At 62.9% G+C, this 23,641-nt stretch carries 24 protein-coding genes; 19 read left to right on the top strand and 5 right to left on the bottom strand.

Going from position 1 to position 23,641, the window contains the following annotated elements; genetic code table 11:
• The first annotated feature begins 7 nt into the window (after window positions 1-7).
• The 3 genes from BHD07_RS20235 to BHD07_RS20225 all read left to right on the top strand — a co-directional run bounded on the left by BHD07_RS20235 (window position 8) and on the right by BHD07_RS20225 (window position 2,779).
• Entirely contained in the window at window positions 8-157 is a 150-nt protein-coding gene (locus tag BHD07_RS20235) for a hypothetical protein (RefSeq protein ID WP_275597475.1), read from the top strand.
• 150 nt (window positions 158-307) lie between these two features.
• Entirely contained in the window at window positions 308-1,741 is a 1,434-nt protein-coding gene (locus tag BHD07_RS20230; protein ID WP_275597476.1) for an aldehyde dehydrogenase family protein, read from the top strand.
• 147 nt (window positions 1,742-1,888) lie between these two features.
• Window positions 1,889-2,779 carry a DMT family transporter gene (locus tag BHD07_RS20225; protein WP_375341872.1) on the top strand — a complete coding sequence of 297 codons (891 nt, stop codon included), beginning with the start codon at window positions 1,889-1,891 and terminating at the stop codon, window positions 2,777-2,779.
• A 5-nt stretch (window positions 2,780-2,784) separates the two neighbouring features.
• Here the strand turns inward: BHD07_RS20225 and BHD07_RS20220 are convergent, their stop codons facing one another.
• Both BHD07_RS20220 and BHD07_RS20215 read right to left on the bottom strand, forming a co-directional pair.
• Window positions 2,785-3,963 (bottom strand): aminotransferase, encoded by a 1,179-nt coding sequence (locus BHD07_RS20220; protein WP_100671924.1) that lies wholly within the window; start codon window positions 3,961-3,963, stop codon window positions 2,785-2,787.
• Between the two features lie 45 nt (window positions 3,964-4,008).
• Window positions 4,009-5,076, bottom strand: a complete 1,068-nt coding sequence (locus BHD07_RS20215; protein ID WP_275597477.1) for a LysR substrate-binding domain-containing protein — start codon at window positions 5,074-5,076, stop codon at window positions 4,009-4,011.
• Window positions 5,077-5,268: 192 nt separating this feature from the next.
• On the opposite strand from BHD07_RS20215, the gene speB reads away from it, so the two are divergent.
• From speB to BHD07_RS20175, 8 genes are all read left to right on the top strand, one after another.
• Window positions 5,269-6,327 (top strand): agmatinase, encoded by a 1,059-nt coding sequence (speB, locus tag BHD07_RS20210; protein WP_275597478.1) that lies wholly within the window; start codon window positions 5,269-5,271, stop codon window positions 6,325-6,327.
• 169 nt (window positions 6,328-6,496) lie between these two features.
• Entirely contained in the window at window positions 6,497-7,576 is a 1,080-nt protein-coding gene (locus tag BHD07_RS20205; RefSeq protein WP_275597479.1) for an ABC transporter substrate-binding protein, read from the top strand.
• Window positions 7,577-7,745: 169 nt separating this feature from the next.
• On the top strand, window positions 7,746-8,783 hold the full coding sequence (locus BHD07_RS20200) for an ABC transporter ATP-binding protein (protein WP_275597480.1): 1,038 nt from the start codon (window positions 7,746-7,748) through the stop codon (window positions 8,781-8,783).
• Window positions 8,780-9,634, top strand: a complete 855-nt coding sequence (locus BHD07_RS20195) for an ABC transporter permease (protein ID WP_018095777.1) — start codon at window positions 8,780-8,782, stop codon at window positions 9,632-9,634. The genes BHD07_RS20200 and BHD07_RS20195 overlap by 4 nt, the downstream gene beginning before the upstream one ends.
• On the top strand, window positions 9,631-10,431 hold the full coding sequence (locus BHD07_RS20190; protein ID WP_338282837.1) for an ABC transporter permease: 801 nt from the start codon (window positions 9,631-9,633) through the stop codon (window positions 10,429-10,431). Before BHD07_RS20195 ends, BHD07_RS20190 begins: the two co-directional genes overlap by 4 nt.
• Window positions 10,428-11,207 carry a carbon-nitrogen hydrolase family protein gene (locus tag BHD07_RS20185; protein WP_338282834.1) on the top strand — a complete coding sequence of 260 codons (780 nt, stop codon included), beginning with the start codon at window positions 10,428-10,430 and terminating at the stop codon, window positions 11,205-11,207. Before BHD07_RS20190 ends, BHD07_RS20185 begins: the two co-directional genes overlap by 4 nt.
• A 157-nt stretch (window positions 11,208-11,364) precedes the next feature.
• Window positions 11,365-12,318 (top strand): ring-cleaving dioxygenase, encoded by a 954-nt coding sequence (locus tag BHD07_RS20180; RefSeq protein ID WP_275597481.1) that lies wholly within the window; start codon window positions 11,365-11,367, stop codon window positions 12,316-12,318.
• Between the two features lie 135 nt (window positions 12,319-12,453).
• The gene (locus BHD07_RS20175; RefSeq protein WP_100671918.1) at window positions 12,454-13,011 is read left to right on the top strand and encodes an NADPH-dependent FMN reductase; all 558 of its coding nucleotides are present in this window, start codon (window positions 12,454-12,456) and stop codon (window positions 13,009-13,011) included.
• Window positions 13,012-13,014: 3 nt separating this feature from the next.
• On the opposite strand, the gene BHD07_RS20170 is transcribed toward BHD07_RS20175, so the two are convergent.
• Together BHD07_RS20170 and BHD07_RS20165 are read right to left on the bottom strand one after the other, a co-directional pair.
• Window positions 13,015-14,571, bottom strand: coding sequence for a VOC family protein (locus BHD07_RS20170; RefSeq protein ID WP_275597482.1), 1,557 nt, complete (start codon window positions 14,569-14,571; stop codon window positions 13,015-13,017).
• On the bottom strand, window positions 14,568-15,443 hold the full coding sequence (locus BHD07_RS20165) for an SDR family NAD(P)-dependent oxidoreductase (protein ID WP_275597483.1): 876 nt from the start codon (window positions 15,441-15,443) through the stop codon (window positions 14,568-14,570). The genes BHD07_RS20170 and BHD07_RS20165 overlap by 4 nt, the downstream gene beginning before the upstream one ends.
• A 247-nt stretch (window positions 15,444-15,690) precedes the next feature.
• On the opposite strand from BHD07_RS20165, the gene BHD07_RS20160 reads away from it, so the two are divergent.
• Both BHD07_RS20160 and BHD07_RS20155 read left to right on the top strand, forming a co-directional pair.
• Window positions 15,691-16,443, top strand: a complete 753-nt coding sequence (locus BHD07_RS20160; RefSeq protein ID WP_100671915.1) for a Crp/Fnr family transcriptional regulator — start codon at window positions 15,691-15,693, stop codon at window positions 16,441-16,443.
• 124 nt (window positions 16,444-16,567) lie between these two features.
• The gene (locus BHD07_RS20155) at window positions 16,568-16,954 is read left to right on the top strand and encodes a response regulator (RefSeq protein WP_100671914.1); all 387 of its coding nucleotides are present in this window, start codon (window positions 16,568-16,570) and stop codon (window positions 16,952-16,954) included.
• A gap of 13 nt (window positions 16,955-16,967) precedes the next feature.
• Here the strand turns inward: BHD07_RS20155 and cysQ are convergent, their stop codons facing one another.
• Window positions 16,968-17,744: a 3'(2'),5'-bisphosphate nucleotidase CysQ gene (gene cysQ, locus BHD07_RS20150; protein ID WP_275597485.1), complete on the bottom strand. Its 777-nt coding sequence runs from the start codon at window positions 17,742-17,744 to the stop codon at window positions 16,968-16,970.
• A 393-nt stretch (window positions 17,745-18,137) separates the two neighbouring features.
• Here cysQ and BHD07_RS20145 point away from each other — a divergent pair, with 393 nt between their 5' ends.
• The 6 genes from BHD07_RS20145 (at window position 18,138) to BHD07_RS20120 (ending at window position 23,640) form a co-directional block, all read left to right on the top strand.
• Window positions 18,138-19,040 carry a branched-chain amino acid ABC transporter permease gene (locus BHD07_RS20145; RefSeq protein ID WP_003525638.1) on the top strand — a complete coding sequence of 301 codons (903 nt, stop codon included), beginning with the start codon at window positions 18,138-18,140 and terminating at the stop codon, window positions 19,038-19,040.
• A gap of 4 nt (window positions 19,041-19,044) precedes the next feature.
• The gene (gene livM / locus BHD07_RS20140; protein ID WP_275597486.1) at window positions 19,045-20,430 is read left to right on the top strand and encodes a high-affinity branched-chain amino acid ABC transporter permease LivM; all 1,386 of its coding nucleotides are present in this window, start codon (window positions 19,045-19,047) and stop codon (window positions 20,428-20,430) included.
• Window positions 20,430-21,317 carry an ABC transporter ATP-binding protein gene (locus tag BHD07_RS20135; protein WP_275597487.1) on the top strand — a complete coding sequence of 296 codons (888 nt, stop codon included), beginning with the start codon at window positions 20,430-20,432 and terminating at the stop codon, window positions 21,315-21,317. The genes livM and BHD07_RS20135 overlap by 1 nt, the downstream gene beginning before the upstream one ends.
• The gene (locus BHD07_RS20130) at window positions 21,314-22,039 is read left to right on the top strand and encodes an ABC transporter ATP-binding protein (protein ID WP_275597488.1); all 726 of its coding nucleotides are present in this window, start codon (window positions 21,314-21,316) and stop codon (window positions 22,037-22,039) included. The genes BHD07_RS20135 and BHD07_RS20130 overlap by 4 nt, the downstream gene beginning before the upstream one ends.
• Before the next feature lie 25 nt (window positions 22,040-22,064).
• Window positions 22,065-22,409, top strand: a complete 345-nt coding sequence (locus BHD07_RS20125) for a DUF6867 family protein (RefSeq protein ID WP_275597489.1) — start codon at window positions 22,065-22,067, stop codon at window positions 22,407-22,409.
• Between the two features lie 112 nt (window positions 22,410-22,521).
• Window positions 22,522-23,640 carry a branched-chain amino acid ABC transporter substrate-binding protein gene (locus BHD07_RS20120; RefSeq protein ID WP_018095763.1) on the top strand — a complete coding sequence of 373 codons (1,119 nt, stop codon included), beginning with the start codon at window positions 22,522-22,524 and terminating at the stop codon, window positions 23,638-23,640.
• Window position 23,641: the final 1 nt, after the last annotated feature.

Below are 23,641 nucleotides of genomic sequence, written 5' to 3'. Positions count from 1 at the left end.
AGACATAATGAACGCGACCAAGGCGATGACCCAATCCCGCTATACCGTCTACCGGGCTCGACCAGGCCGTCGTCCGATTGCCAGACACTTTACCCAGGCCATCGCGGTGGCTGCAGCCTTCACTTTCATCTGCGCGCTCCTCATCGGCGCGTTCTGATTTCGCAACGGCTGCAGGTGCTCATGCATCTGCAGCCGTTCATCGGCCGGTGCCGTTTCCCGACACGCTCCCTTCCGCTTTTCCGCCCTTGTCCGCGTGCAGCCGCCGTCGTAGCCTTGCCGGCGGAAATCAGACGGGATGGAGGAGCGAATGCTCGACAAACGGAAATTCTACATCGACGGCAAATGGGTTGAGCCGGCCACGCAGAACGATCTTCTGGTGCTCAATCCGGCGACCGAGAAGCCGATAGCGGTTATCTCGCTCGGCACCGCTGCCGACGTCGACCGGGCGGTTGCAGCCGCCAAGAAGGCATTCGCAAGCTATAGCCGGACGAGCGTCGAGGAACGGCTGGCGCTGCTCGAAAAGCTGCTCGCGATCTACAAGCGGCGTTACGATGAAATGGCCGACACCATCACGGCCGAACTCGGTGCGCCGAGAACGATGAGCCGCGAGCAGCAGGCGGATGTGGGCGTCGGCCATCTTCAGGGCTTCATCGATGCCCTGAAGCGCCTGAAACTCAAGGAAAAGCTGCCGAACGGCGACACGCTCCTGCGTGAGCCGATCGGCGTCTGCGGTCTTATCACGCCGTGGAACTGGCCGGTCAACCAGATCGCGCTCAAGGTCGTCCCGGCGCTTGCGACCGGCTGCACCTGCGTCCTGAAACCCAGCGAATTCACGCCGCTGAACGCCATGCTCTACGCCGAGATGATCGAAGAGGCGGGCTTTCCGGCCGGCGTCTTCAACCTCGTCAATGGTGACGGCATTCATGCCGGGGCGGCGCTGTCGAAGCACAAGGACATCGACATGATGTCCTTCACCGGTTCGACGCGGGCGGGTATCGCCGTCAGCAAGGACGCCGCCGATACGGTCAAGCGCGTCACGCTCGAACTCGGCGGAAAGTCGCCGAACATCGTCTTTGCCGATGCCGATATCGAGGAGCGGGTGACCGCCAGCATTCTCGAATGCTTCAACAATTCCGGCCAGTCCTGTGATGCCCCGACACGTATGCTCGTCGAGCGCAGCGCCTATGACGAGGTCGTGGAAATCGCCAGGCGCGTCGGCATGGAGGCGAGGGTCGGCGATCCGACGAAGGATGGCTCCCATATCGGCCCGCTCGTCAGCCATATTCAGTTCGAGCGGGTGCAGGCGCTGATCGAAGCGGGCGTTGCCGAGGGCGCGACGCTCCTGGCCGGCGGCCCCGGCAAGCCGGAAGGCTTCGAGACCGGATATTTCGTCCAGCCGACGATCTTCGCCGATGTCGACAATTCCATGCGAATCGCGCGCGAGGAAGTGTTCGGACCGGTGCTTTCGATCATTCCCTTCGATACGGAAGAGGAGGCGATCGCGATCGCCAACGACACGAAATACGGCCTCGCGGCCTATGTCCAGACGCGCGACCGCGAAAGGGCGGAGCGGGTGGCATCGCGTCTCCGCGCCGGCATGGTGCACATCAACGGCGGTCCGCACCGCTACGGAAGCCCCTTCGGCGGCTACAAGCAGTCCGGCAACGGCCGGGAAGGCGGGATGTTCGGGCTCGAGGACTTCCTGGAGGTGAAAACGGTTCACCTGCCGGACGCAGCCTGACCGGTCGTTTCTCCCACGGCCGCACGTTTTCGCGTGTGGTCGTTTTTCGCCTATCGGGCGAATTCGGCTGTCGTTTGCGGCGGGATTCTGATAGCTGGCTTGCCGCGCGCCGGTTCTGCGCGCGCTTCCCAGCCATCGGACATCGCCGTGACCCAAGCCGCCAGTTCCGCCGCTCCCCGTAACAGACTTGCCATGGCCGCGCTCATCATCGGCGGTGCCGCCATCGGCGGATCGCCGATCTTCGTGCGGCTCTCGGAAGTGGGGCCGATGGCCACTGCCTTCTGGCGTGTCGCGCTGGCGCTGATTCCGCTGCTGGCCTGGTCACGGCTGCGCGGCGGCACAGCCGCGGACAAGCCCCCGCAGCGCCTGTCCGATTACGCTCAACTTGTCCTGCCGGGCGTATTTCTGGCCATCGATCTCGCAGCCTGGCACCTTGCGCTCACCATGACCTCGGTCGCCAATGCGACGCTGCTTGCCAATCTGGCGCCGGTCTTCGTGACGCTTGCCGGATGGGCTCTGTTCCGCTCGGCGGTCAGCGGCATCTTCCTGGGCGGCCTCGCCACGGCGATCGCCGGCGTAGTGGTCCTGAAAGGCGGTCCGACGGCACTCGGCGGCGGCGATCTCGCCGGCGATGGGATCGCCATCGTCGCGGCCGCGTTCTATGCCGGCTACATTCTCGCGATCGGGCGTCTGCGAAGCCGCTTCAGCACCAACCGGATCATGATCTGGAGCACCGCATCGGCAGCCGTTTGCATGCTGCCGATGGCCCTGTTGGCCGAGCCGTCGCTTTTCCCGACGAGCGCCTTCGGCTGGGCCATGCTCTTCGGACTTGCCTTCGTGAGCCACGCCGGCGGACAGGTGGCGATCACCTATGCGCTCGCTTTTTTGCCGCCGGCCTTTTCTTCGCTGACGCTGCTCCTGCAGCCGGTCGTGGCTGCGCTGCTCGCCTGGGTTCTGCTGAGCGAGCCGGTGGGCGCCATGCAGGCGATCGGCGGCGCGATCGTGCTGATCGGCATCCTGATCGCCCGCCGCGGCTGAGCCACTCAGATACCCGGCAGCTCGAATCGCGCGAGGCGCTCTTCGAGCTTGAGGATCGTAGCCACGTCCGCATTGGCGAAGGCGAAGCGCAGGTAGTTCTCCTGACCCTCGCCGAAATAATCGCCGGGCAAGCAGAGGACGCCGGCGAGCTTCGCCAGCTTCTCGGCGACGAATTGCGACTCGATATCGGGGAAGGGGTGGCGGATATAGGCAAAATAGGCGCCCACTGCCTGAAGGTTCCATTGCGGCAGCCGGGTCATGATCGTCCTCAGCGCCTCGGCGCGGGCGGCGATTTCGGCGCGGTTGGCAAGCCGCCAGTCGGCAAGCGCCGGTATCGCTCTCGCGACGGCCGCCTGGGGGGAACGCGGGGCGCAGATCTGGAGATTGTCCATGATCTTGGCGACCTGCTCGACCACCTGCGGTCCGGCGGTGATCGCGCCGAGACGATGGCCCGGAATGCAGAAGGACTTCGAGAAACTGTAAAGACCGATGAAACCGTCCTCCCAGCCCGGGGTTCGAAGCAGGCCGTGCGGCGCGGCGGCCGCATCCGGCAGGAAGTCGCGATAGGTTTCGTCCAGAATGAGCCAGGTTCCGTTCGCGCGGCAGAGGTCGTAGATGCGCTGCAGCAGTTGGGGCGGGTAGACCGCTCCCGTGGGATTGTTGGGCGAAACGAGCGCGAGTGCCCGGATGCCCGGCCGCAAGGCAGAGGCGATGGTCTCGACCTCGGGCAGGAACCCGGCGCCCGCATCGAGCGGCGCAAGCTCGACATCGATCCCCAGCATCGCCAGCGTGGTCTCCTGGTTGAAGTAATAGGGATTGGTCATCAGCACCGTATCGCCGGCCCCGGCAACGGCCATCGCGGCACAGATGAAGGCCTGGTTGCAGCCTGAGGTGATGTGGACGTTGCCGGCGGCGACCGCCGCGCCATAGAGCGACGCCACGTGCTCGGCATAGGCCTGGCGCAGTTCCGCTTCACCCTCGATCGCTCCGTAGCCCGTGTAGGCCGCCGACGCCGCGGCTTCGCCCAGCCATTTCAGCATGTCGGGATGAGCGGGATAGCCGGGCACGGCTTGGGAGAGGTCGATCAGGGGACCTTTTGCCCCGTCATAGGCCTTCGCCCACGCGAGCACCGAGGGTATCGGCGGCGGCGAGAGCTTTTCGACGAGGGGATTGAAATGCGGCATGGCGGATTTCCTGTTGTTGAAGCGGACGGGATTCTCAGCCCCGCATCATGATTTGATTTTGCGCCTCTGCGGACGTTCCGGACGCCGGTTGCGCGGCGGCGAACGGGGTTGAAGGCTCTTCGGTGTTGTCTTGCGGCCGGCATCTTCCGGCTTCGACATGCGGCTGCGGATGATCGTGCGGGCGGACATCTGCAGCTCCGGCATCGGATCGCTTTCGAGAGCGGCAAACAGCCAGTCGATGAAAACGCGGACGATCGGCGCGGCGCGAACTTCATTACGGCAGGCGACGAAAAAGGCGTCGTTGGCCGGAACCGTCAGGTCGAAAGGGGCAATCAGCTCGCCGCGGGCGATCAGGCTGCCGGCGGTGATCGTATCGCCGAGCGCAACGCCCTGATTGTGGAGGGCCGCCTCGGTCGAAAGCCGCGCATCGCTCATGAAATGCTGGCGGCCGCGCTGGAAATCGATCGCGTCGGCTGCGGCGAGCCAGGTGTTCCACTCGCGGCCGTCGTCGCCATGCAGCATCACGTGGTCGCGGATGTCCCGGATGGAGCGCAGCGGCCGCATGTTGAGGAGCGTCGGGCTGACGACCGGGAAAAGCTCGAGCCGGCTCCAGAGCCTCGACCAGCAGTCCTGCCAGTTGCCGTCGCCATAGAGCAGGCAGACGTCGACGTCCGGGGAATCGAGGTTCGCCTCGTCATTGGTGGCGATCAGCCGCAACTGGACATCGGGGAACTGCTCGGTAAAGAGGTGCAGGCGCGGAATCATCCAGAAGGAGAGCAGTGCCGGGACGCAGGTGACGGTGAGTTCCCCGCTCGTCGCGGGCCGCGTCATCGCCGCCGTTGCCGCGGCGATCTCGGCGAAGGCATGCGTCACCGCAGGCAGGAGCAGCGCGCCCTGCGGGGTCAGCTTCAGCCGCTTGCCGCCCCGCTCGAAAAGGGGCGCGTTGAAGGAGAGTTCGAGCGCGCGGATCTGATGGCTTACCGCGCCGTGGGTGACATTGAGCTCACGCGCCGCAGCGGAAACGGAGCCGCGCCGGGCGGTTGCCTCGAAGGCGCGCAGCGGATTCAGCGGAGGCAGGCGGCTCGACAAGAAGAAGCTCCGGAGAGGCGGCATCTATGTGAATTTTTCTCACATCAAACGCTATAACAATGTCAATTGCTTTTCCAGAAGAATTGTCTCCTAATATGCGCAACAAAGGCAAAAGCCGGGGAACCTGATTGCGCCGCTTCAGATCGGCACACCGCAAGTCGTGACTTGCGGTGCATCATGTGCCAGCCCCGGCCGAACGATACGGAGGTCCGGCGCATGGCTTGGGATGAACAGAAGCTCAACGCATTGAAGGCGAAATATGGCGAGAGCCATGGCGGCGAGCTCTTCGATCCGACCTTCCGCAAGGTCGCGGACAAGATTTTCACGAAGAGCGGCACGCGGCTGGCGCCCTATTCCGGCATTCCGACATTCCTGACCGCACCTCACATGCCGGTCGATGCCGATGAGCCCGATTTCGGCAATCTTCAGGTGGCGATGATCGGCGTTCCCATGGACCTCGGCGTCACCAATCGCCCGGGATCGCGCTTCGGACCACGGGCGCTGCGCGCGATCGAGCGGATCGGGCCCTATAATCACGTGCTCGGCTGCGCACCGGTGCACGATCTCAGGGTCGCCGATATCGGCGATGTTCCCTTCCGCAGCCGCTATCGGCTCGAAATCAGCCACGAGGACATCGAGAAGCGGATCAACCAGATCGTCGATGCGGGCGTCGTGCCGCTCTCCGTCGGCGGCGACCATTCGATCACGCATCCGATCCTCAAGGCCGTGGGCAAGAAGCAGCCGGTCGGCATGATCCATATCGACGCGCATTGCGACACTGGCGGCGCCTTTGACCTGACCAAGTTCCACCATGGCGGCCCGTTCCGCAACACCGTCCTCGACGGCGTGCTCGACCCGACCCGCGTCATCCAGATCGGCATCCGCGGCTCGGCGGAATATCTGTGGGAGTTCTCCTACGAGTCCGGCATGACGGTCGTTCATGCGGAGGAGGTCACCGGACTGGGTATTCCGGCCATCATCGAAAAGGCGAAGAAGATCGTCGGCGACGGTCCGACCTATCTCTCCTTCGACGTCGACAGCCTCGACCCGAGCTTCGCGCCGGGCACCGGTACGCCGGAGGTCGGAGGCCTTACGACGCGTGAGGTGCTGGAGTTGATCCGCGGGCTGAAGGGCGTCAATCTCGTCGGCGGCGACGTCGTCGAGGTGGCGCCGCAATACGACACGACCACCAATACGGCCCATGCCGGCGCCCAGGTGCTCTTCGAGATCCTGAGCCTGATGGTCTTCAGTCCGGCCGTTGCCGGCAAGGGCTGATGCGCGGATGAACGATCCGAAATCGATGCGCATGGCGGGCACGAGCGGATCACGATAATCTATTGCCAGATCATTTTCCTTGCTGAAGCGAAGCGGGGACAAAGGGCGCAGGGAATCAACTAGAACAAGGGAACGCGGCGCAATCCGCCAAAAACAAAGGAGACATGCGATGATCATCAATTCCATCAAGCGCCGCACGCTGCTCGGTGCGGGGCTTGCCGGCGCGTCGATGCTGGCGATGCCGGCGGTGCTGAGGGCGCAGGACAAGTCGCTGAAGGTTGGCGTCTATGGCGGCTACTTCAAGGACTCATTCGACAAGAACATCTTCCCCGAATTCACCAAGGCGACTGGCATCGCGATCGAATCCGTCGCCGAGCCCACCGGCGAGGCATGGCTCGTCCAGCTCGAACAGGCCGCCCGCGCCGGCCAGGCGCCCGCCGACGTTTCCATGATGTCTCAGGTGGCAATGCTCAAAGGGCAGGCGACCGACCTCTGGACGCCGATCGACATGGCCAAGATCAAGAACGGCTCGAACCTGCTCGACCGCTTCGTCAACAAATATCCGGACGGCCGCATCGCCGGCATCGGCGCCGTTTCCTGGTACATCACGCTGGTGACCAATACCGACGTCTACAAGGAGGCGCCGACCTCGTGGCAGGCGTTCTGGGATCCGGCGAATGCCGACAAGCTCGGCCTCCTGGCGCTGGTCTCCAACTCCTTCCTGCTCGAAGTGACAGCCAAGACCTTCATGGGCGGCACCAATGCGCTCGACACGGAAGAGGGGGTTCTCAAAGCGTTCGAAAAGCTCGCCGAAGTGAAGCCGAACGTCCGTCTCTGGTACCGCGACGAAGCGCAGTTCGAACAGGCGCTGAAGTCGGGCGAAATCCCGATGGGGCAATATTATCACGACGTGACGGGGCTTGCCGCGGCGGATGGTCATCCGGTGCGTTCCACCTTCCCCAAGGAGGGCGGCATCCAGGATTCCGGCTGCTGGGCGCTTTCGCGCGCGTCGCAGAGGGTCGAGGAAGCCCACATCTTCATCGACTACATGTGCCAGCCTGCGGTTCAGGCGACGCTCTCGCGCAAGGTCGGCACCTCGCCGACGGTCAAACGCGAGTCCACCGATCTGACCGATAAGGAATTCGCTGCCGTCTCCTCGGACATCGAGCCGATCGTTCCGCGCTACGATCTCTACCAGACGAAGTCGGATTGGCTGAACCAGAAGTGGACGGAACTGATCGTCGGCTGAGGCCGGCCATGAGCCGCCGCCTCGGTATCCCGGGGCGGCGCAGCGTATTGCGCGACCTTAAACCGGAAGCGGTTTGGGGATAAGCTGATTTGATATTTCGAAAGTGTCACCGCGGCAGCGTCTGACGTGGCCGGTGACATCCGCGCATGAGGCGCGAAACGGGGAACATATGTCGGGACTTGCCCTTCAAAACGTCGTCAAGGAATTCGGGTCGTTCAGGGCCGTCAACGATGTCGACTTGATGGTGCCGCACGGCACATTCGTCTGCATGCTCGGGCCGTCGGGCTGCGGCAAGACCACGCTCTTGCGCATGATCGCAGGTCTGGACCTGCCGACCTCGGGCTCCATAGGGCTCGACGGCGAGGACATCACCCGGGTTCCGACGCATAAACGCAATCTCGGCATGGTGTTCCAGTCGCTGGCGCTGTTCCCCCACCTGACCGTCGGCGAGAATATCGCCTATCCGCTGCGCATCCGCGGCGCGCCCAAGGACGACCAGAGAAAACGGGTCGACGAGCTGCTTTCGATGATCCACCTGTCGGGCTATGCCGACCGGCCGGTCTCGAAGCTCTCCGGCGGCCAGCGCCAGCGCGTGGCGATAGCCCGGGCGCTGGCGATTTCGCCGAAGCTCTTCCTGCTCGACGAGCCCCTGTCGGCGCTCGACGCCAAGCTGCGCGAGGCGATGCAGGTCGAGCTCAGGCAGTTGCAGCAGAAGCTCGGCATCACCACCATCGTCGTCACTCACGACCAGCGCGAGGCGATGACCATGGCCGATACGGTCGTGGTCATGAACGGCGGCGAGATCCGGCAGGCTGCCTCGCCGATCGAGATCTACCGCCGGCCGGCCGACAGCTTCGTCGCCGACTTTATCGGGCAGACCAATCTGATCGAAGCGGAGGCGGACACTTCGGGCCGCGTGACGGTGCTCGGCCAGCCCGTGCCGGGCCTGCAGTTGCCGCCGGGTGCGGCGAAGGCGATGCTTTCGATCCGCCCGGAAGACGTGCACCTGACCGCGCCGGGTACCGGAGCGCTTTCCGGCACCGTGACCTTCGTGCGCGACCTCGGGGGCACGATCGAGACATTCGTCGATGTCGCCGGCCGGCAGATCGTCGCGGTCTCGACGCCGCGCGCCCGGCCGCAGGTGACGGTCGGCCAACAGGTCGGCGTCGCTCTCACGCCGGATGTCTGTGTGGTGCTCGCCAGATGAGACGCGAACCGCCCCGAACCTTCGGTGATTACCTGCCGATCCTCTTCCCTGCGGGAATGCTGACGATCTTCTTCGTGGTGCCCTTCGGCACGATGATCGCAGTCAGTTTCTTTCAGCGCCAGCAGGGCGGCTTCTATACGCCGGCCTTCGTCTACGACAATTATGCCCGCTTCCTCTCAGCCTTCTTCGGCGGCGTGCTCGGCTTTTCCTTGATGCTGGCGATCGCGGTCGCCGCGTGCTGCGTGGTCTTGGCGCTGCCCTTCACCTATCTGCTCACGCGTATGGCGCGCCGGGTGCAGGTCGTGTGGCTCGTCGCTCTGCTCTCCGTGCTTTCTCTCTCCGAAGTCATCATCGGTTTTGCATGGTCCACCCTTTTCTCGCGCACGGCCGGCATCACCAACATCCTCGTGGCGCTCGGGCTCATGGGTGAGGCGAAGGCGCTCACGCCGAGTTTTGCCGCTGTGCTGACCGGCATGGTCTATCAGGCCTTTCCCTATACCGTGCTCGTGCTTTTCCCCGCGCTCGTGCGCCTCGACCCGACACTGACGGAAGCCGCCCGCACACTCGGTGCCTCGCCGCTCAGGGCCTTCTTCACCGTCGTCGTTCCGGCGCTGAGAAACACGATCACCGCGACGCTGATCATGGTCTTCATCTTCGCGCTCGGCTCCTATCTCCTGCCGCAACTCCTCGGCCGGCCGCAGCACTGGACGTTGTCGGTGCTCATCACCGATCAGGCGATCTATCAGTCCAACATGCCCTTCGCCGCGGCGATGGCGGTGTTTCTCGTCCTGGTGACGCTTGGGCTGGTGGCTCTAACGGTCATCGCGGGACGGAAGGGAGAGGCGGCATGAGCACCATTTTCCGCAAGGTCTACTTCTCGCTGATCGGGCTCTTTCTCGCTTTGCCGCTGATCGTCGTCGCCGGCGTCTCGGTCAACGCCAAGCAGACGCTCGCCTTTCCCCCCCAGGGTTTCTCCACATCCTGGTACGGGGAAATCTTCCTGAACCCCGAATGGCGCAGCGCGCTTTTTGCCTCGGTGACGCTGGCGCTCCTTTCCGCCGTACTTGCGGTCGCGATCGCGCTGCCGCTTGCCTGGTTCCTGTGGCGGCGCGTCGCGCCATGGGCGAACGTCTTCCAGCTTCTGGGGGTCGCGCCCTTCACGCTGCCGCCGGTCATCACCGCGCTCGGCCTGCTCACCTTCTGGGCGACGGCCGGCTTTTACGGCCAGCCCTGGACCGCCGTCGTCAGCCACGCGATCTTCTTCGTGACCCTGCCGCTCGTCACGCTGTCTCTCGGCTTCACCTCGATCGACCGCTCGCTGGTCGAGGCGGCCTCGACGATGGGCGCGGACGACCGCACGGTCTTCCGCACCGTCGTTCTGCCGTTGATCCTGCCCTATATCGTTTCCGGCTATGCCTTCGCCTTCGTGCTGTCGCTCAATGAGTATATCGTCGCCTACATGACCGTCGGCTTCACGATGGAGACGCTGCCGATCAAGATCTTCAACGCGCTTCGCTACGGCTATACGCCCACCATGGCTTCCGTGACGATCCTCTTCGTCACGACGGCCGCGGTCATCTTCAGCCTCGTCGCCCGCTTCGGAGACCTGCCGAAGCTGCTCGGCGCCATGTCGTCGGACGGAAAATGATGAAGTTCGCTGCCCTGCAGATGAAGAGCATTGGCGGCGACGTTGCCGCCAATCTCGCCCGCATCGAGCGGGCGGCGATCGCGGCTTGCGGGAAGGGGGCGAGCCTGCTCGTCGCCCCCGAACTCGCAATCACCGGCTACGGCGCGGGGGAAGCCATCCGCAGGCTCGCGGAGCCGGCGGATGGGCCGATCGTTCGAGAATTGGGGCGCATCTCGCTGCAAACCGGCATCGCCATCGTTGCCGGATTCGCGGAGCAGGACGCGGACGCCATTTACAACAGCGCCGTCCATGTCGACGCGGATGCCACCCCGATTGTCTATCGGAAGTCGCATCTCTATGGCGATTACGAGCGTTCGCTCTTCACGCCGGCGGAGCCCTCGACACGCCTGTTCAAACATCGCGGCGTCACTTGCGGCATGCTGATCTGCTACGACGTCGAATTCCCCGAAAACGTCCGTCGCCTGGCGCTTGCGGGTGCCGATGCGGTGCTGGTGCCGACGGCCCTCCCGGCCGGATGGTCCGGCACTTTCATCACCGACCATATGATCCGGACGCGGGCCTTCGAGAACCAGCTCTTCGTCGCCTATGTCAATCACTGCGGTTCGGATGACATGTTTTCCTTTGCGGGACTCTCGCTGATAGCGTCACCGGATGGCCAGGCACTGGCAAAGGCCGGTTCCGCGGATGAAACCCTGATCTTCGCCGAAATCGACCCGCAGGCATTTGCCATTTCCCGGGCGGAGAATACTTATCTCATGGACTTGAAACGCGGCTGATCTGCCAGATCGTTCTTAATCGGAGAACAATCTGTTCGCGTCGTCCCCCTTTTGGAAACGCTCGGTCGGATCGATATTGTGCTCAACCGAAATGCCCGCCCTGCAGCGCCGCGCAACTGACGCAAAAGGTGCTGCAGCATAGCGATAGGAGGCAATCATGAGCTTGCAACTGACTGGTATTCACCATCTGACCGCGATAACCGCCAATGCGCCGGAGAACCTGCGCTTCTACACGGGGACGCTGGGTCTCCGCCTGGTGAAGAAGACCGTCAACCAGGACGACACGACGGCCTATCATCTCTTCTATGCCGACGGGCAGGCGACCCCCGGCACGGATCTGACCTTCTTCGACTGGCCGGTCGGACCCGAGGGACGCGGCACGCACAGCATTTCGCGGACCGGGCTTCGGGTCGGCAGCGCAGAAACCGTGCGGTGGTGGAAGCGCCGTTTCGATGAGTTGGAGGTCGCTTCCGGCGAGGTCGCCGAAATCGACGGCCGTATCTCCCTCGATTTCGAGGACGGCGAGGGCCAGCGCTTCCGGCTCGTCGACGACGGTGGATTGGCGCCGTCCCACCCTTGGGAAAGGAGCCCGGTTCCGGCCGAGCACCAGATCAAGGGCCTTGGGCCGATCACCATCAGCGTGCCGGACCTCAGCAACACCGCGCTCGTGCTGACGCGTGTCATGAACATGGCCGAACTGCGGAGCTATCCGTCGCCCGATGGTGTCGGAGAGGTGCATGTCTTCTCGATGGGCGAGGGTGGGCCGGCGGCGGAACTGCATGTAGCGGTCCAGCCCGATCTGCCGGCCGCTCGCCAGGGGGCGGGCGCCGTCCACCACGTCGCTTTCCGGGCGCCGGATGTCGAAACGCTGCATCGGTGGACGGAGCGGCTCGGCGAGTTCCGCCTGCCGTCGAGTGGCGAGGTCGAGCGCTTCTACTTCCGTTCGCTCTACTTCCGCGAGCCGAACGGCATCCTCTTCGAGATCGCCACCGACGGGCCCGGCTTTGCGGTCGACGAACCGATGGAAACCCTTGGCGAAAGCCTATCGCTGCCGCCGTTCCTCGAGCCGAAGAGGGCTCAGATCGAGGCGAGACTGAAGCCTCTGGAGTAACGGCTGCCGTTCTCGCCGGGCCGGGACATGAAGAGCCGGAAGCGATTCCGGCTTTCCTTTTGCCGCGAGCCCGCTAGTTTTTTGACTGACGCGGGATTTGCGCGGCATCGCGCCAGCGAAAGGAATTTGTCGTTCATGACCAAGCTTCTCGGCATATCGGGCAGTCTGCGGAAGGCCTCCTTCAACACTGCATTGCTCAAGGCCGCACAAGCGGTGGCGCCGGACGGGGTGGAATTCGAGACCGCGACCTTGCATGGCATTCCGCTGTATGACGGAGACGTGGAGGCCGAAAGCGGCGTTCCGGCCGCTGCGGAAGCGCTGAAGCAGAAGATCGTCGCGGCGGACGGCGTCATTTTCTTCACGCCGGAATACAACAATTCGGTCCCGGGTGTTTTCAAGAATGCGATCGACTGGCTGAGTCGCCCGCCAGCCGACATAAAGAAGGTCTTCGGCGGCCGGCCGTTCGCGCTCGCCGGCGCATCTTCGGGAAGCTTCGGGACCATTCTCAGCCAAAACGCCTGGCTGTCGGTGATGCGGACGCTCGGCGCCGAAATGTGGTCGGGCAAGCGGCTGATGGTGCCGAAAGCCGATACATTGTTCGACGGCGACGGACAGCTGAAGGACGATCAGACCCTGGAGAGGCTGCGCGGCTTCGTACAGGCCTTCGCCGATCACGTCGCCGGCAAGGCATGACGCTCAGAGGCCGGATTCCGCGAGCCAGGGCCGGATAACGGCGATGTCTTCGACGCCTATTCCGTGGCCGGTATCGAGGTCGACTTCCTCGAAATCGGCTCCGCTGGCCCTGAGCGCCCTCTTCAGTTCCGGCGCGTGCTTGCCGTAGGGGTCGTCCTTGCCGGTGAGCATCAACACTTTGGTGCCCGCAAGGTCCGGTTCCGGCGCGCTTTCGAGCGCCGCCATCGCGCGCATCAGCACCGCGTTCCTGACAATGCCCGGGTGGAGATGCAGCACCGCGGCGAGCAGGTTGGCGCCGTTCGAGTAGCCGATGAACACGGTTTTCTCCGGGTCGAGGCCGTAGCTCTCGCGCGCGCCCTCGACGAAGGCGGCAAACGCTTCCGCTTCCGAGCGAATGTCCTGCTGGTCGAATTTCGTCATCGAAAAACGCCGGAACCAGCGCGGGAAGCCTTCCTCGGTGCTGCGGCCGCGCACGCCCAGGAGAGTCGCATGCGGATCGAGCTGACGGCCGAAGGGCAGCATATCGATTTCGTTGCCGCCGCTGCCGTGCAGCAGCACGAAGGTGCGATCGTTCGCCTTCTCCGGACGGTGGAACCGATGGATGAAGGGAAGCTCGCGCTGCGGCACCCTGGGTTCGCCGGGCAGCGCAAATTGCGGCAGCCTGACCAGCGTTGCCGTGGGATCGCTCGCCAGATGCGGGGGCAGGAACAGCGTCGTGCCGAGAGCATCCGGAGCTTCGTCGACGGTAAAGCCGGGCCCGTCCGTAGCGAGCTCGCAGAGCGCACCGCCGGGCTCGCGCACATAGAGCGAGAAGAAATATTTCCGGTCATGCGCATTGGTGGCGCCGGCGTGCTCCTGCTCGAGATCGGCTCTCACCGCAAGCACGGTCGCCTCATCGGGGGCGCGGAAGGCGATGTGGTCGATCGTGCCGGTACCAGGGGCGGCACTCCAGAAGCCGCCGGCATCGCGGACATCGATCACGTCCCCGGACGAGGAGGTGAGGCGGCGGATGCTCTCCGTCGCTCCGGTCTCGGTGTAGCCGAAGTGGTTTTGAAGGAAGTGCGCCGTGTCTTTAGGCTTTTCCGTGAGCACCGTCGCGCCGCGTAAGCGGCGGATCGAGTCCGTTTCGGGGATGTCGTCTCCCGCCCAGGGCGCAGGCTCCGCAAGCGCGTTCGTTCCCACCAGCTTGACGATCACGCCGTCCGGGTCCTTCAGACGCAGGACCGGTTCGCCGAATTCCTGCGACGGGCCGGTTGCCTGGATGTTGAACTTCAGCGCTCGCGTCATCCAGTAGCCGATGCTGTCAGGCGGAATGGCGAAGGCGATCTCGCTCGGCTGGCCGTGACCGACCCGGCCCGGAGAGCCGTCCTCCCAGACCAGGAAACTCACGAGAGAGCCCGGCGAGCCCGCGGCGTCGCCATAGAAGAGATGCAACTGATTGGGATCTTCGTAGCCGCCGGTCCGCTTGACGAGGTGCAGCCCCAGGAAGCCGACATAGAAATCGACATTGGGCTGTACCTTGCGGGCGATCAGGGTGATGTGGTGAATGCCGCTCGTCACGGTTTTGTCCTCCCTGCCGTCGTCCCGGCGAGAAACGACTGGAAGGCTTCGCCGTAATCCGGGTGCCAGCGTGAAAGCGGCGGCCGGTTTTCGACGATGTCTCCCGCTGCCCAAAGGATGCGCTTTTCATCCGTTGAACGCGCGACCTCGTTGTCGGGGCAAAGGATATAGAAGTCGCCGCGGGCAAGGCTCTCCATCATGAAGTCCACCGTCTGTTCCGGCGTCCAGGCGCCCGCCGGCTTCTCGGTGCGTCCCTGCGCGGTGAGGGACGTGTAGACGAAACCGGGGATCAGCAGATGCGCATTGACCTTGCAGTCCTCGGTATTGCGCAGTTCGTGCTGCAGGGCTTCCGTGAAGACTTTTACGCCCGCTTTCGAAAGGTTGTAGGCGGGATCGCCGGGCGGCGTGGTGATGCCCTGTTTCGAACCCGTGTTGATGATGAGCGCCGGCTGTCCGTGGGCAATCATCGCCGGGGCAAAGATGCGCGAACCGTTTATGACGCCCCAGAGATTGACGCCGATCACCGCTTCCCAGTTTTCGAGCGGCCCGAAGAGGAAACTGCCTGGCTGGACGCCGGCATTGTTCATCAGCACATGAACGTGGCCGAAGCGCTCGCGCGTCGCCCGCGCCAGGGCCACGAGGTCGTCCGCCCGCGACACGTCGGTTTCGACCGCGGCGACATCGCCGGAGCCGCCCGGAGCCGCCTTCGCTACCTCGGCTGCAGCTGCTTGCAGCTTTTCGCCGCCAAGATCCGCGAGCACGACTTTCATTCCGAGGCTCGCAAACCGCCGTGCCGAGGCAAGGCCGATGCCGGAGGCGGCGCCGGTCACGACGGCGACGTTGTTCTTGGCTATGGCGGAGTAGGACAACATGGGCTTCAATCCTGCTAGATGACGTTCATGAATTCGGGTCGGAGCGGGATAGGGGCGGAAACCGCGCCCATTTTCCTGCCCCGCTCCAGCGAAGGATAGAGGCAGACATAGGGTCTGGCCGCGGGCAAGTCCATGATCCGAGGCGGCGTTCACCAGCTTTCGTCTTCGGTCTTGTCGTTCTTTTGCGCCATGCTAGTGTGTCAAGTCTGCCCCATCCGCTCCGGTCCGCCGGGCCTCGAGATACCTCATGATAACCGAAGGCAAATTCAACAAAGGCACGCCCTGCAAAGAGTGTCCCTTGCGCCCGCTTCCGCTGTTTCGCCCCTTCAAGGCGGAAGAACTTGCATTCGTCTCCCACTTCAAGATCGGCGAGCTCGTCTTCGATGCGAGCGCGACGATACTCGCGGAGGGGGAGCAAAGCGAGCATCTGTTCACCGTGCTTTCCGGATGGGGCTTTCGCTACAAGATGCTCGATGACGGCCGGCGGCAGATCCTGAACTACGTGATGCCGGGCGATATCGTCGGGCTGCAAGGCACTCTCATGGGCGAGATGCAGCATTCGATCGAGGCGCTTTCGCCGGTCGTGCTCTGCGTCTTCCAGCGCGACAGGCTCGGCGAACTTTACAGGCAGCATCCCGACCTCGCCTACGACCTGACCTGGATCGCAGCGCGTGAGGAGCGGATGCTGGACGAGAATCTGCTGAGCATCGGCCGCCGTTCCGCTCTGGAGCGGGCAGCCTACCTCATCGCCTTTCTTTACCAGAGAGCCGCCACGCTGGAGCTCTTCCGCGGCGGCTGGACTGTTATTCCCGTCACGCAGCAACACGTTGCCGACACGCTCGGCCTCTCGATCGTCCACACCAACAAGACGCTGAAGAAGCTGGCTGCCAGGGGCCTCCTGCGCTGGGCCGAGAAGGGCTGCGCCGTCCACGATATCGACGGCTTGCTTGCGCTTGCGGGCTGGGACGGATTCAGCGAGCCGAAGCGGCCGCTGATTTGATGCGAATCGTCATGCGTCTAATTACGTACAACATGTCTTTTTTAAATGCGCCCGGCCTCCCGGGTGTTCTATTAGCCGCTTCTTTATGGTCTCGGAAAAACGAGAGGCCGAGGATGCAGATATAATGCCAGTCAGTCAGGTTCCGCCGGCCATCAAGTCAGTCCTCGTCCTCGAGGACAATTTCCTTATCGCTCTGGACATGGAAGAGATGCTCGTCGCTCTCGGGGTGACGAGCGTTCACGTCGCCACCACCAGAGCAAAGGCGATGGAACTCATCGCCGATCATACGTTCGATTTCGCAATTCTCGACATCAACCTGGGGGACGACACGAGCTTTGCCGTTGCCGATGCGCTGATGGCGCGGGGCATCAGCTTCGGCTTCACCAGTGGCTACGGGGAACTGTTGGCGCTGCCGAGCCATCTTCGCGATGTTCCGAGGATCGACAAACCCTTCAGCGAGGGAACGCTCAGCAGCCTCATCGCCACGGCCGCCTCTTCAAGAGACATGTGACTGCCGTTGCGGCCTACGCCCTGCCGCGCGAGATGAACCAGGGATTGGCGAAGTCGCTGTCATCCGGTTGATTGCGCTTGCCGTAGCCGAGCGGATTGCCCGCCATTGTCAGTGTCTGGCCACCTGCCGCCCTCAGGATCGCGTCGCCTGCCGCGGTGTCCCACTCCATCGTCCGGCTGAAGCGCGGATAGATGTCGGCAATGCCTTCCGCCAGCAGGCAAAACTTCAGCGACGAGCCGACGGCCTCATGGTCGCTGATGCCCTGATCGGTGAGGAAGGAGATCGTTTCGGGGCTGTTGTGCCAGCGGCTGGTCAGCGCCATCGGCCGGTCGCCGCAGCGGCGGCAGCCGATGGTGGTCCATTCGCCCGTGACCTGGCCATCCCCGACCACCGCCTTCTTCGCCATGCCCGCAGCCGCCGAATAGATGAGGCCGAGAGCCGGTGCATAGACGACGCCGGCGACGGGTGCGCCGCTTTCTATGAGGCCGATATTGACGGTGAAATGGCTGTTGCGCTCGACGAATTCCTTCGTGCCGTCCAGCGGGTCGACGAGGAAGAAGCGCGTTCCGGCGATATCGGCAACGTGGCCTGCGGCGACCTCCTCCTCCGCGACGACCGGTATATCCGGGAAGGCGGCCGCCAAATCGGCAAGGATGATCTGCTCGGCGCGGTGGTCCGCATCGGTCACGGGCGAGGCGTCAGCCTTGTAGGTGACGGCCGGCCCGGCCCGGTAAATTTCCAGGATTGCTTGTCCGGCGGCGAGCGCCGATGTCTCCAGTATGTCCAGCATTGCTTCCTGTTCTTGCGGTCGAGGCGATTCGCTTTGGAGCGCTTCGCCTCTTATCAGACGGGCAACGGCCACTGTAGCACTTGAATTGCTGCGCGGGTCATTTGCCGCGGCGGGATGGGGCTTCCGCCCACGGTAATGCGCCCCGCTTCATTGCCGCTTTCTGCCCTTTGCTGCCGAAGGAGGCTATTTCGCAAGCGAATGCTGCTGAAATTTTCATTTTTCCGGCTCGAAAAGTGTCAAATCGATTTTATCGCGGAACAATTTGGTGGTGGCGCATTTTTTAGCTTTCATTTTCAATTGAAAGCGGTATGAAATCGGGCCTAGCACATGCTCGAAAACGAGTATTAAAAAACAAGAGATCGGACCGACAGGATCCGGTCCAGGGGAAGATTGATGGAGTATTTTGTCCAGCAGCTCGTCAACGGGCTGACGCTTGGGTCTATTTATGGTATGATCGCGATCGGTTATACCATGGTCTACGGCATCATCGGCATGATCAACTTCGCCCACGGCGATATCTTCATGCTTGGCGGCTTTGCCGCATTGATCGTCTTCTTGCTTCTCACGACTTTCATTGCCGGCGTGCCGGTTGTACTGGCGCTTTTGATCATGATGGTCGTCGGTATGCTGACGGCTGCGCTTTGGAACTGGACCATCGAACGCGTGGCCTATCGCCCGCTTCGCGGTTCCTTCCGTCTGGCGCCGCTGATCACGGCGATCGGCATGTCGATCGTGCTGTCGAACTTCATCCAGGTGACGCAGGGCCCGCGGAACAAGCCTATCCCGCCTCTGGTCTCCTCGGTCTATGACCTGTTCGGCATCTCGGTTTCTCTGAAGCAGATCATCATCGTCGTCATCACGGCAATCCTGCTCTCGGTCTTCTGGTACATCGTCAACCGAACTCCGCTCGGCCGGGCCCAGCGTGCGACCGAACAGGACCGCAAGATGGCGGCGCTGCTCGGTGTCGATGTCGACCGCACGATCTCGGTGACCTTCATCATGGGCGCCGCACTCGCCGCCGTCGCCGGGACCATGTATCTGATGTATTACGGCGTGGTCGTCTTCACCGACGGTTTCGCCCCGGGAGTCAAGGCGTTTACCGCTGCCGTTCTCGGTGGGATCGGGTCGCTGCCCGGCGCCGTGCTCGGCGGCTTGCTGATAGGCCTCATCGAGTCGCTGTGGTCCGCCTACTTCACCATCGACTACAAGGATGTCGCGACCTTCTCGATTCTCGCGATCGTCCTGATCTTCAAGCCGTCGGGTATTCTCGGACGACCGGAAGTCGAGAAGGTATAGTTCCATGGCAAATGTCGCATCCACAACCGCAAGCGCCGGCAGCGAGCTGACGGCGCGGGCGCTCCGCGAGGCTGTCTTTGCGGGCCTCATCACGCTCGGAATGTTCGTGCTCTTCGTCGGCCTTAAGACCGACCAGAACATCCGCAACGAGCTCATCCTCACGCCGCGATTTGGCCTGCTTGCGACCTTCGTGGCCATCGCCATGGTCGGCCGCTTCCTCATGGTCGCCTATGTCCAGCCACGGTTGGCGCAGCGCAAGGCGGCAAAGGCGGCCGCGCCCGATGTGGTGAAGGAGGAGACCTTCTTCAGCCGCAACTGGTCGAAGATCGCGGTCATCCTGCTGCTGTTCTACCCACCGGTGATCGTCGCGCTCGTGGGCGTCCAGGGATCGCTGAAATGGGTCGACAATTTCGGCATTCAGATCCTCATCTACGTGATGCTTGCCTGGGGCCTCAACATCGTCGTCGGTCTCGCCGGGCTGCTCGATCTCGGCTATGTGGCCTTCTATGCCGTCGGTGCCTATTCCTACGCGCTGCTCTCCAGCTATTTCGGCCTGTCCTTCTGGGTGCTGTTGCCGATTGCCGGCCTTCTCGCCGCCTGCTGGGGCGTCGTTCTCGGCTTTCCGGTGCTGCGCCTCAGGGGTGATTACCTCGCGATCGTGACGCTCGCCTTCGGTGAGATCATCCGCCTCGTGCTGATCAATTGGACGGAAGTCACCAAAGGCACGTTCGGCGTTTCCGGCATCGCCAAGGCGACGCTCTTCGGTATCAAGTTCGATGCCACGAAGGACGGCTTCGCGGCAATGATGGGCCTGCCGATGTCTTCGGCCTATTACAAGATCTTCCTGTTCTATCTGATCCTCGGTCTCGCCCTGCTGACGGCGTTCGTCACGATCCGGCTGCGCCGGATGCCGATCGGCCGCGCCTGGGAGGCATTGCGTGAAGACGAGATCGCCTGCCGTTCCCTCGGCATCAACACCGTCACCACCAAGCTGACGGCGTTTGCGACGGGCGCGATGTTCGGCGGCTTTGCGGGTTCGTTCTTCGCGGTGCGTCAGGGATTCGTCTCGCCGGAATCCTTCGTCTTCCTGGAATCGGCCGTTATCCTCGCCATCGTGGTTCTCGGCGGCATGGGCTCGCTGACGGGTATCGCCATTGCCGCCGTCGTCATGATCGGCGGCACGGAAATCCTGCGTGAACTGACCTTCCTCAAGATGATCTTCGGACCGACCTTCACGCCGGAACTCTATCGCATGCTGATCTTCGGCCTCGCCATGGTCGTCGTCATGGTCTGGAAGCCGCGCGGCTTCGTCGGATCACGCGAGCCGACCGCGTTCCTGCGCGAACGCAGGGCAATCTCCGGCAGCTTCACCAAAGAGGGGCACGGCTGATGGCCTTGGGGACCGACACCATGACAAAAGACCCCATCCTCAAGGTTGAACGCCTGTCGATGCGCTTCGGCGGTCTCATGGCCATCAACGACTTCTCCTTCGAGGCGGAGCGTGGCGAGATCACAGCGCTGATCGGTCCGAACGGAGCGGGCAAGACGACGGTGTTCAACTGCATCACCGGTTTCTACAAACCGACGATGGGCATGATCACCATGCGGCAGAAGTCGGGCGCCGAATTCCTTCTGGAACGGCTGCCGGATTTTGAAATCACCAAAAAGGCCAAGGTGGCTCGGACCTTCCAGAACATCCGCATGTTCTCGGGTCTGACGGTGCTCGAAAACCTGCTCGTTGCCCAGCACAACAAGCTGATGCGGGCATCCGGCTATACCATTCTCGGCCTGTTCGGCTTCCCGGCCTATCGCGAGGCATCCAGGGAATCGATCGAGCTCGCCAGGCACTGGCTCGAAAAGGCATCGCTGACCGAGCGGGCCGACGATCCGGCCGGCGATCTGCCCTATGGTGCCCAGCGGCGGCTCGAGATCGCCCGCGCAATGTGTACCGGGCCGGAGCTTCTCTGCCTGGACGAGCCCGCGGCGGGTCTCAATCCGCGCGAATCGCTCGCCCTCAATGAACTGCTCCAAGAAATCCGCCGCGATACCGGCACCTCCATCCTGTTGATCGAGCACGATATGTCCGTTGTGATGGAAATATCGGATCACGTCGTCGTGCTCGAATACGGTCAGAAGATTTCCGACGGCACCCCGGACTTCGTGAAGAACGATCCAAAGGTCATTGCGGCCTATCTGGGTGTCGAGGACGAAGAGGTTGAAGAGGTGATCGGAGAAATCGAGGAAATCGAAGGCGAGCGTGGGGGGCCCGGACAATGACTGCGCCCCTGCTGCATGTGAGAGGCGTCGAGACCTATTACGGCAATATCCGCGCGCTGAGCGGCGTGGACATGGAGGTCCATCGTGGCGAGATCGTCGCGCTGATCGGCGCCAACGGCGCCGGGAAGTCGACGCTCATGATGACGATCTGCGGCAGCCCGCAGGCGCGCACCGGCTCGGTTCACTTCGACGGCCAGGACATCACGCGTCTGCCCACGCATGAGATCGCGCGTCTGAGGATTGCCCAGTCGCCGGAAGGGCGCCGGATTTTCCCACGCATGACGGTGCTCGAAAACCTCCAGATGGGTGCGAGCCTCGACAATCTGAAGCACTTCAAGGAAGACGTGGAGAAGGTCTTCACGCTTTTCCCGCGGCTCAAGGAGCGGCAGGCGCAGCGTGGGGGGACGCTTTCGGGAGGCGAGCAGCAGATGTTGTCGATCGGCCGTGCTCTGATGGCCCGTCCGAAGCTCCTGCTGCTCGACGAGCCGTCGCTCGGGCTTGCGCCATTGATCGTCAAAGGTATCTTCGAAGCGATCAAGGTGCTCAACAAGAACGAGGGCCTCACCGTATTCCTCGTCGAACAGAACGCCTTCGGAGCGCTCAAGCTTTCCGATCGAGGCTATGTAATGGTCAACGGCCGTGTGACGATGAGCGGGTCAGGCAAGGACCTCCTCGCCAATCCGGAGGTTCGCGCGGCCTATCTCGAAGGCGGCCGCCATTGATCCGCCGTGTGTGGAGTTGAGTGAGATGCAGGGAATTCTCTACGAAGAAGCCTCGATCTGGCAGTTTGTTTTCATCACCTGCGTTCTCGGGGGCTGGACCGCGTGGCGGACCGGCAAGAGCGTCGCGGAAAGCTGGGGTGACGTTCCGCGGCTCGTGATTTATGTCGCACTTTTGGGCTGGGGCATCCGGTTCATCCACCATGCGCTTTTCAACGGAACGATGTTCACCCTGCAATACTATGTAGTGGACACGGTCGTCCTTTTATTGTTTGCTGCCGCTGGTTTCCGTTACTATCGGACCAAGCAAATGGCCAGCATGTACTATTGGCTTTATGAAAAAACTTCGCCTTTCTCCTGGAAGGCAAAATAAGGGAACGGCGCGTGCCGGTCCGCGGCCGGTGCGAAAGAACACCGGCGCAATGATGGTGGGCATTGCGCAGGCTTATGAAACGAGACCCGCTCGAATATTTGGGAGTAACAAGATGAAAAAGTCTCTTCTGTCGGCCGTTGCGCTGACAGCAATGGTCGCCTTCAGCGGCACCGCGTGGGCTGACATCCTGGTCGGTGTCGGAGCTCCGTTGACTGGTCCGAACGCCGCCTTCGGCGCGCAGATCCAGAAAGGTGCAGAGCAGGCGGCCGAGGACATCAATGCTGCAGGCGGCATCAATGGGGAACAGATCAAGGTCGTACTCGGCGACGACGTTTCGGATCCCAAGCAGGGTGTTTCCGTCGCCCAGAAATTCGTGGCCGATGGCGTGAAATTCGTCGTTGGTCACTTCAACTCGGGCGTCTCGATTCCCGCATCGGAAATCTATGCGGAAAACGGCATCCTGCAGGTGACGCCGGCCTCGACCAACCCGCAATATACCGAACGTGGCCTGTGGAACACCTTCCGCACCTGTGGCCGTGACGACCAGCAGGGCGCCGTTGCGGGCGCTTATATCGCGGCCAATTTCAAGGACGCAAAAGTCGCCGTCATTCACGACAAGACCCCCTATGGTCAGGGCCTTGCCGACGAAACCAAGAAGTCGATGAACGAAGCCGGCGTCACCGAGGCGCTCTATGAAGGCATCAACACCGGCGACAAGGACTTCTCCGCACTTATCGCCAAGATGAAACAGGCTGGTGTCTCGATCGTCTATTACGGCGGTCTGCACACGGAAGCCGGCCTGATCATGCGCCAGATGAAGGACCAGGGCCTGAACGCGACGATGATGTCGGGCGACGGCATCGTCTCGAACGAACTGGCCTCGATTGCCGGCGATGCGGTCGACGGCACGCTGATGACCTTCGCACCAGACCCGCGCAAGAGCCCGGCTGCCAAGGACCTCGTCGAGAAGTTCCGCGCCGCCGGCTTCGAGCCTGAAGCCTACACGCTCTATGCCTATGCGGCCCTTCAGGTGATCGCAGAAGGCGCCAAGGCCGCCGGCAACACCGATCCGCAGGCGGTCGCCGAAGCCATCAAGGCCAAGGGTCCGTTCAAGACGGCAATCGGCGAGCTCGGCTTCGACGAAAAGGGCGACATCACACGCCCGGACTACGTCATGTACACCTGGAAGAAGGGTGACGACGGAAAGTTCAGCTACTTCCAGAACGAATAGT

The sequence above is a fragment of the Sinorhizobium sp. KGO-5 genome (assembly GCF_036245905.1).
GTDB lineage: Bacteria > Pseudomonadota > Alphaproteobacteria > Rhizobiales > Rhizobiaceae > Sinorhizobium > Sinorhizobium meliloti_A.
This window is presented reverse-complemented; position numbering and strand designations above follow the sequence as displayed.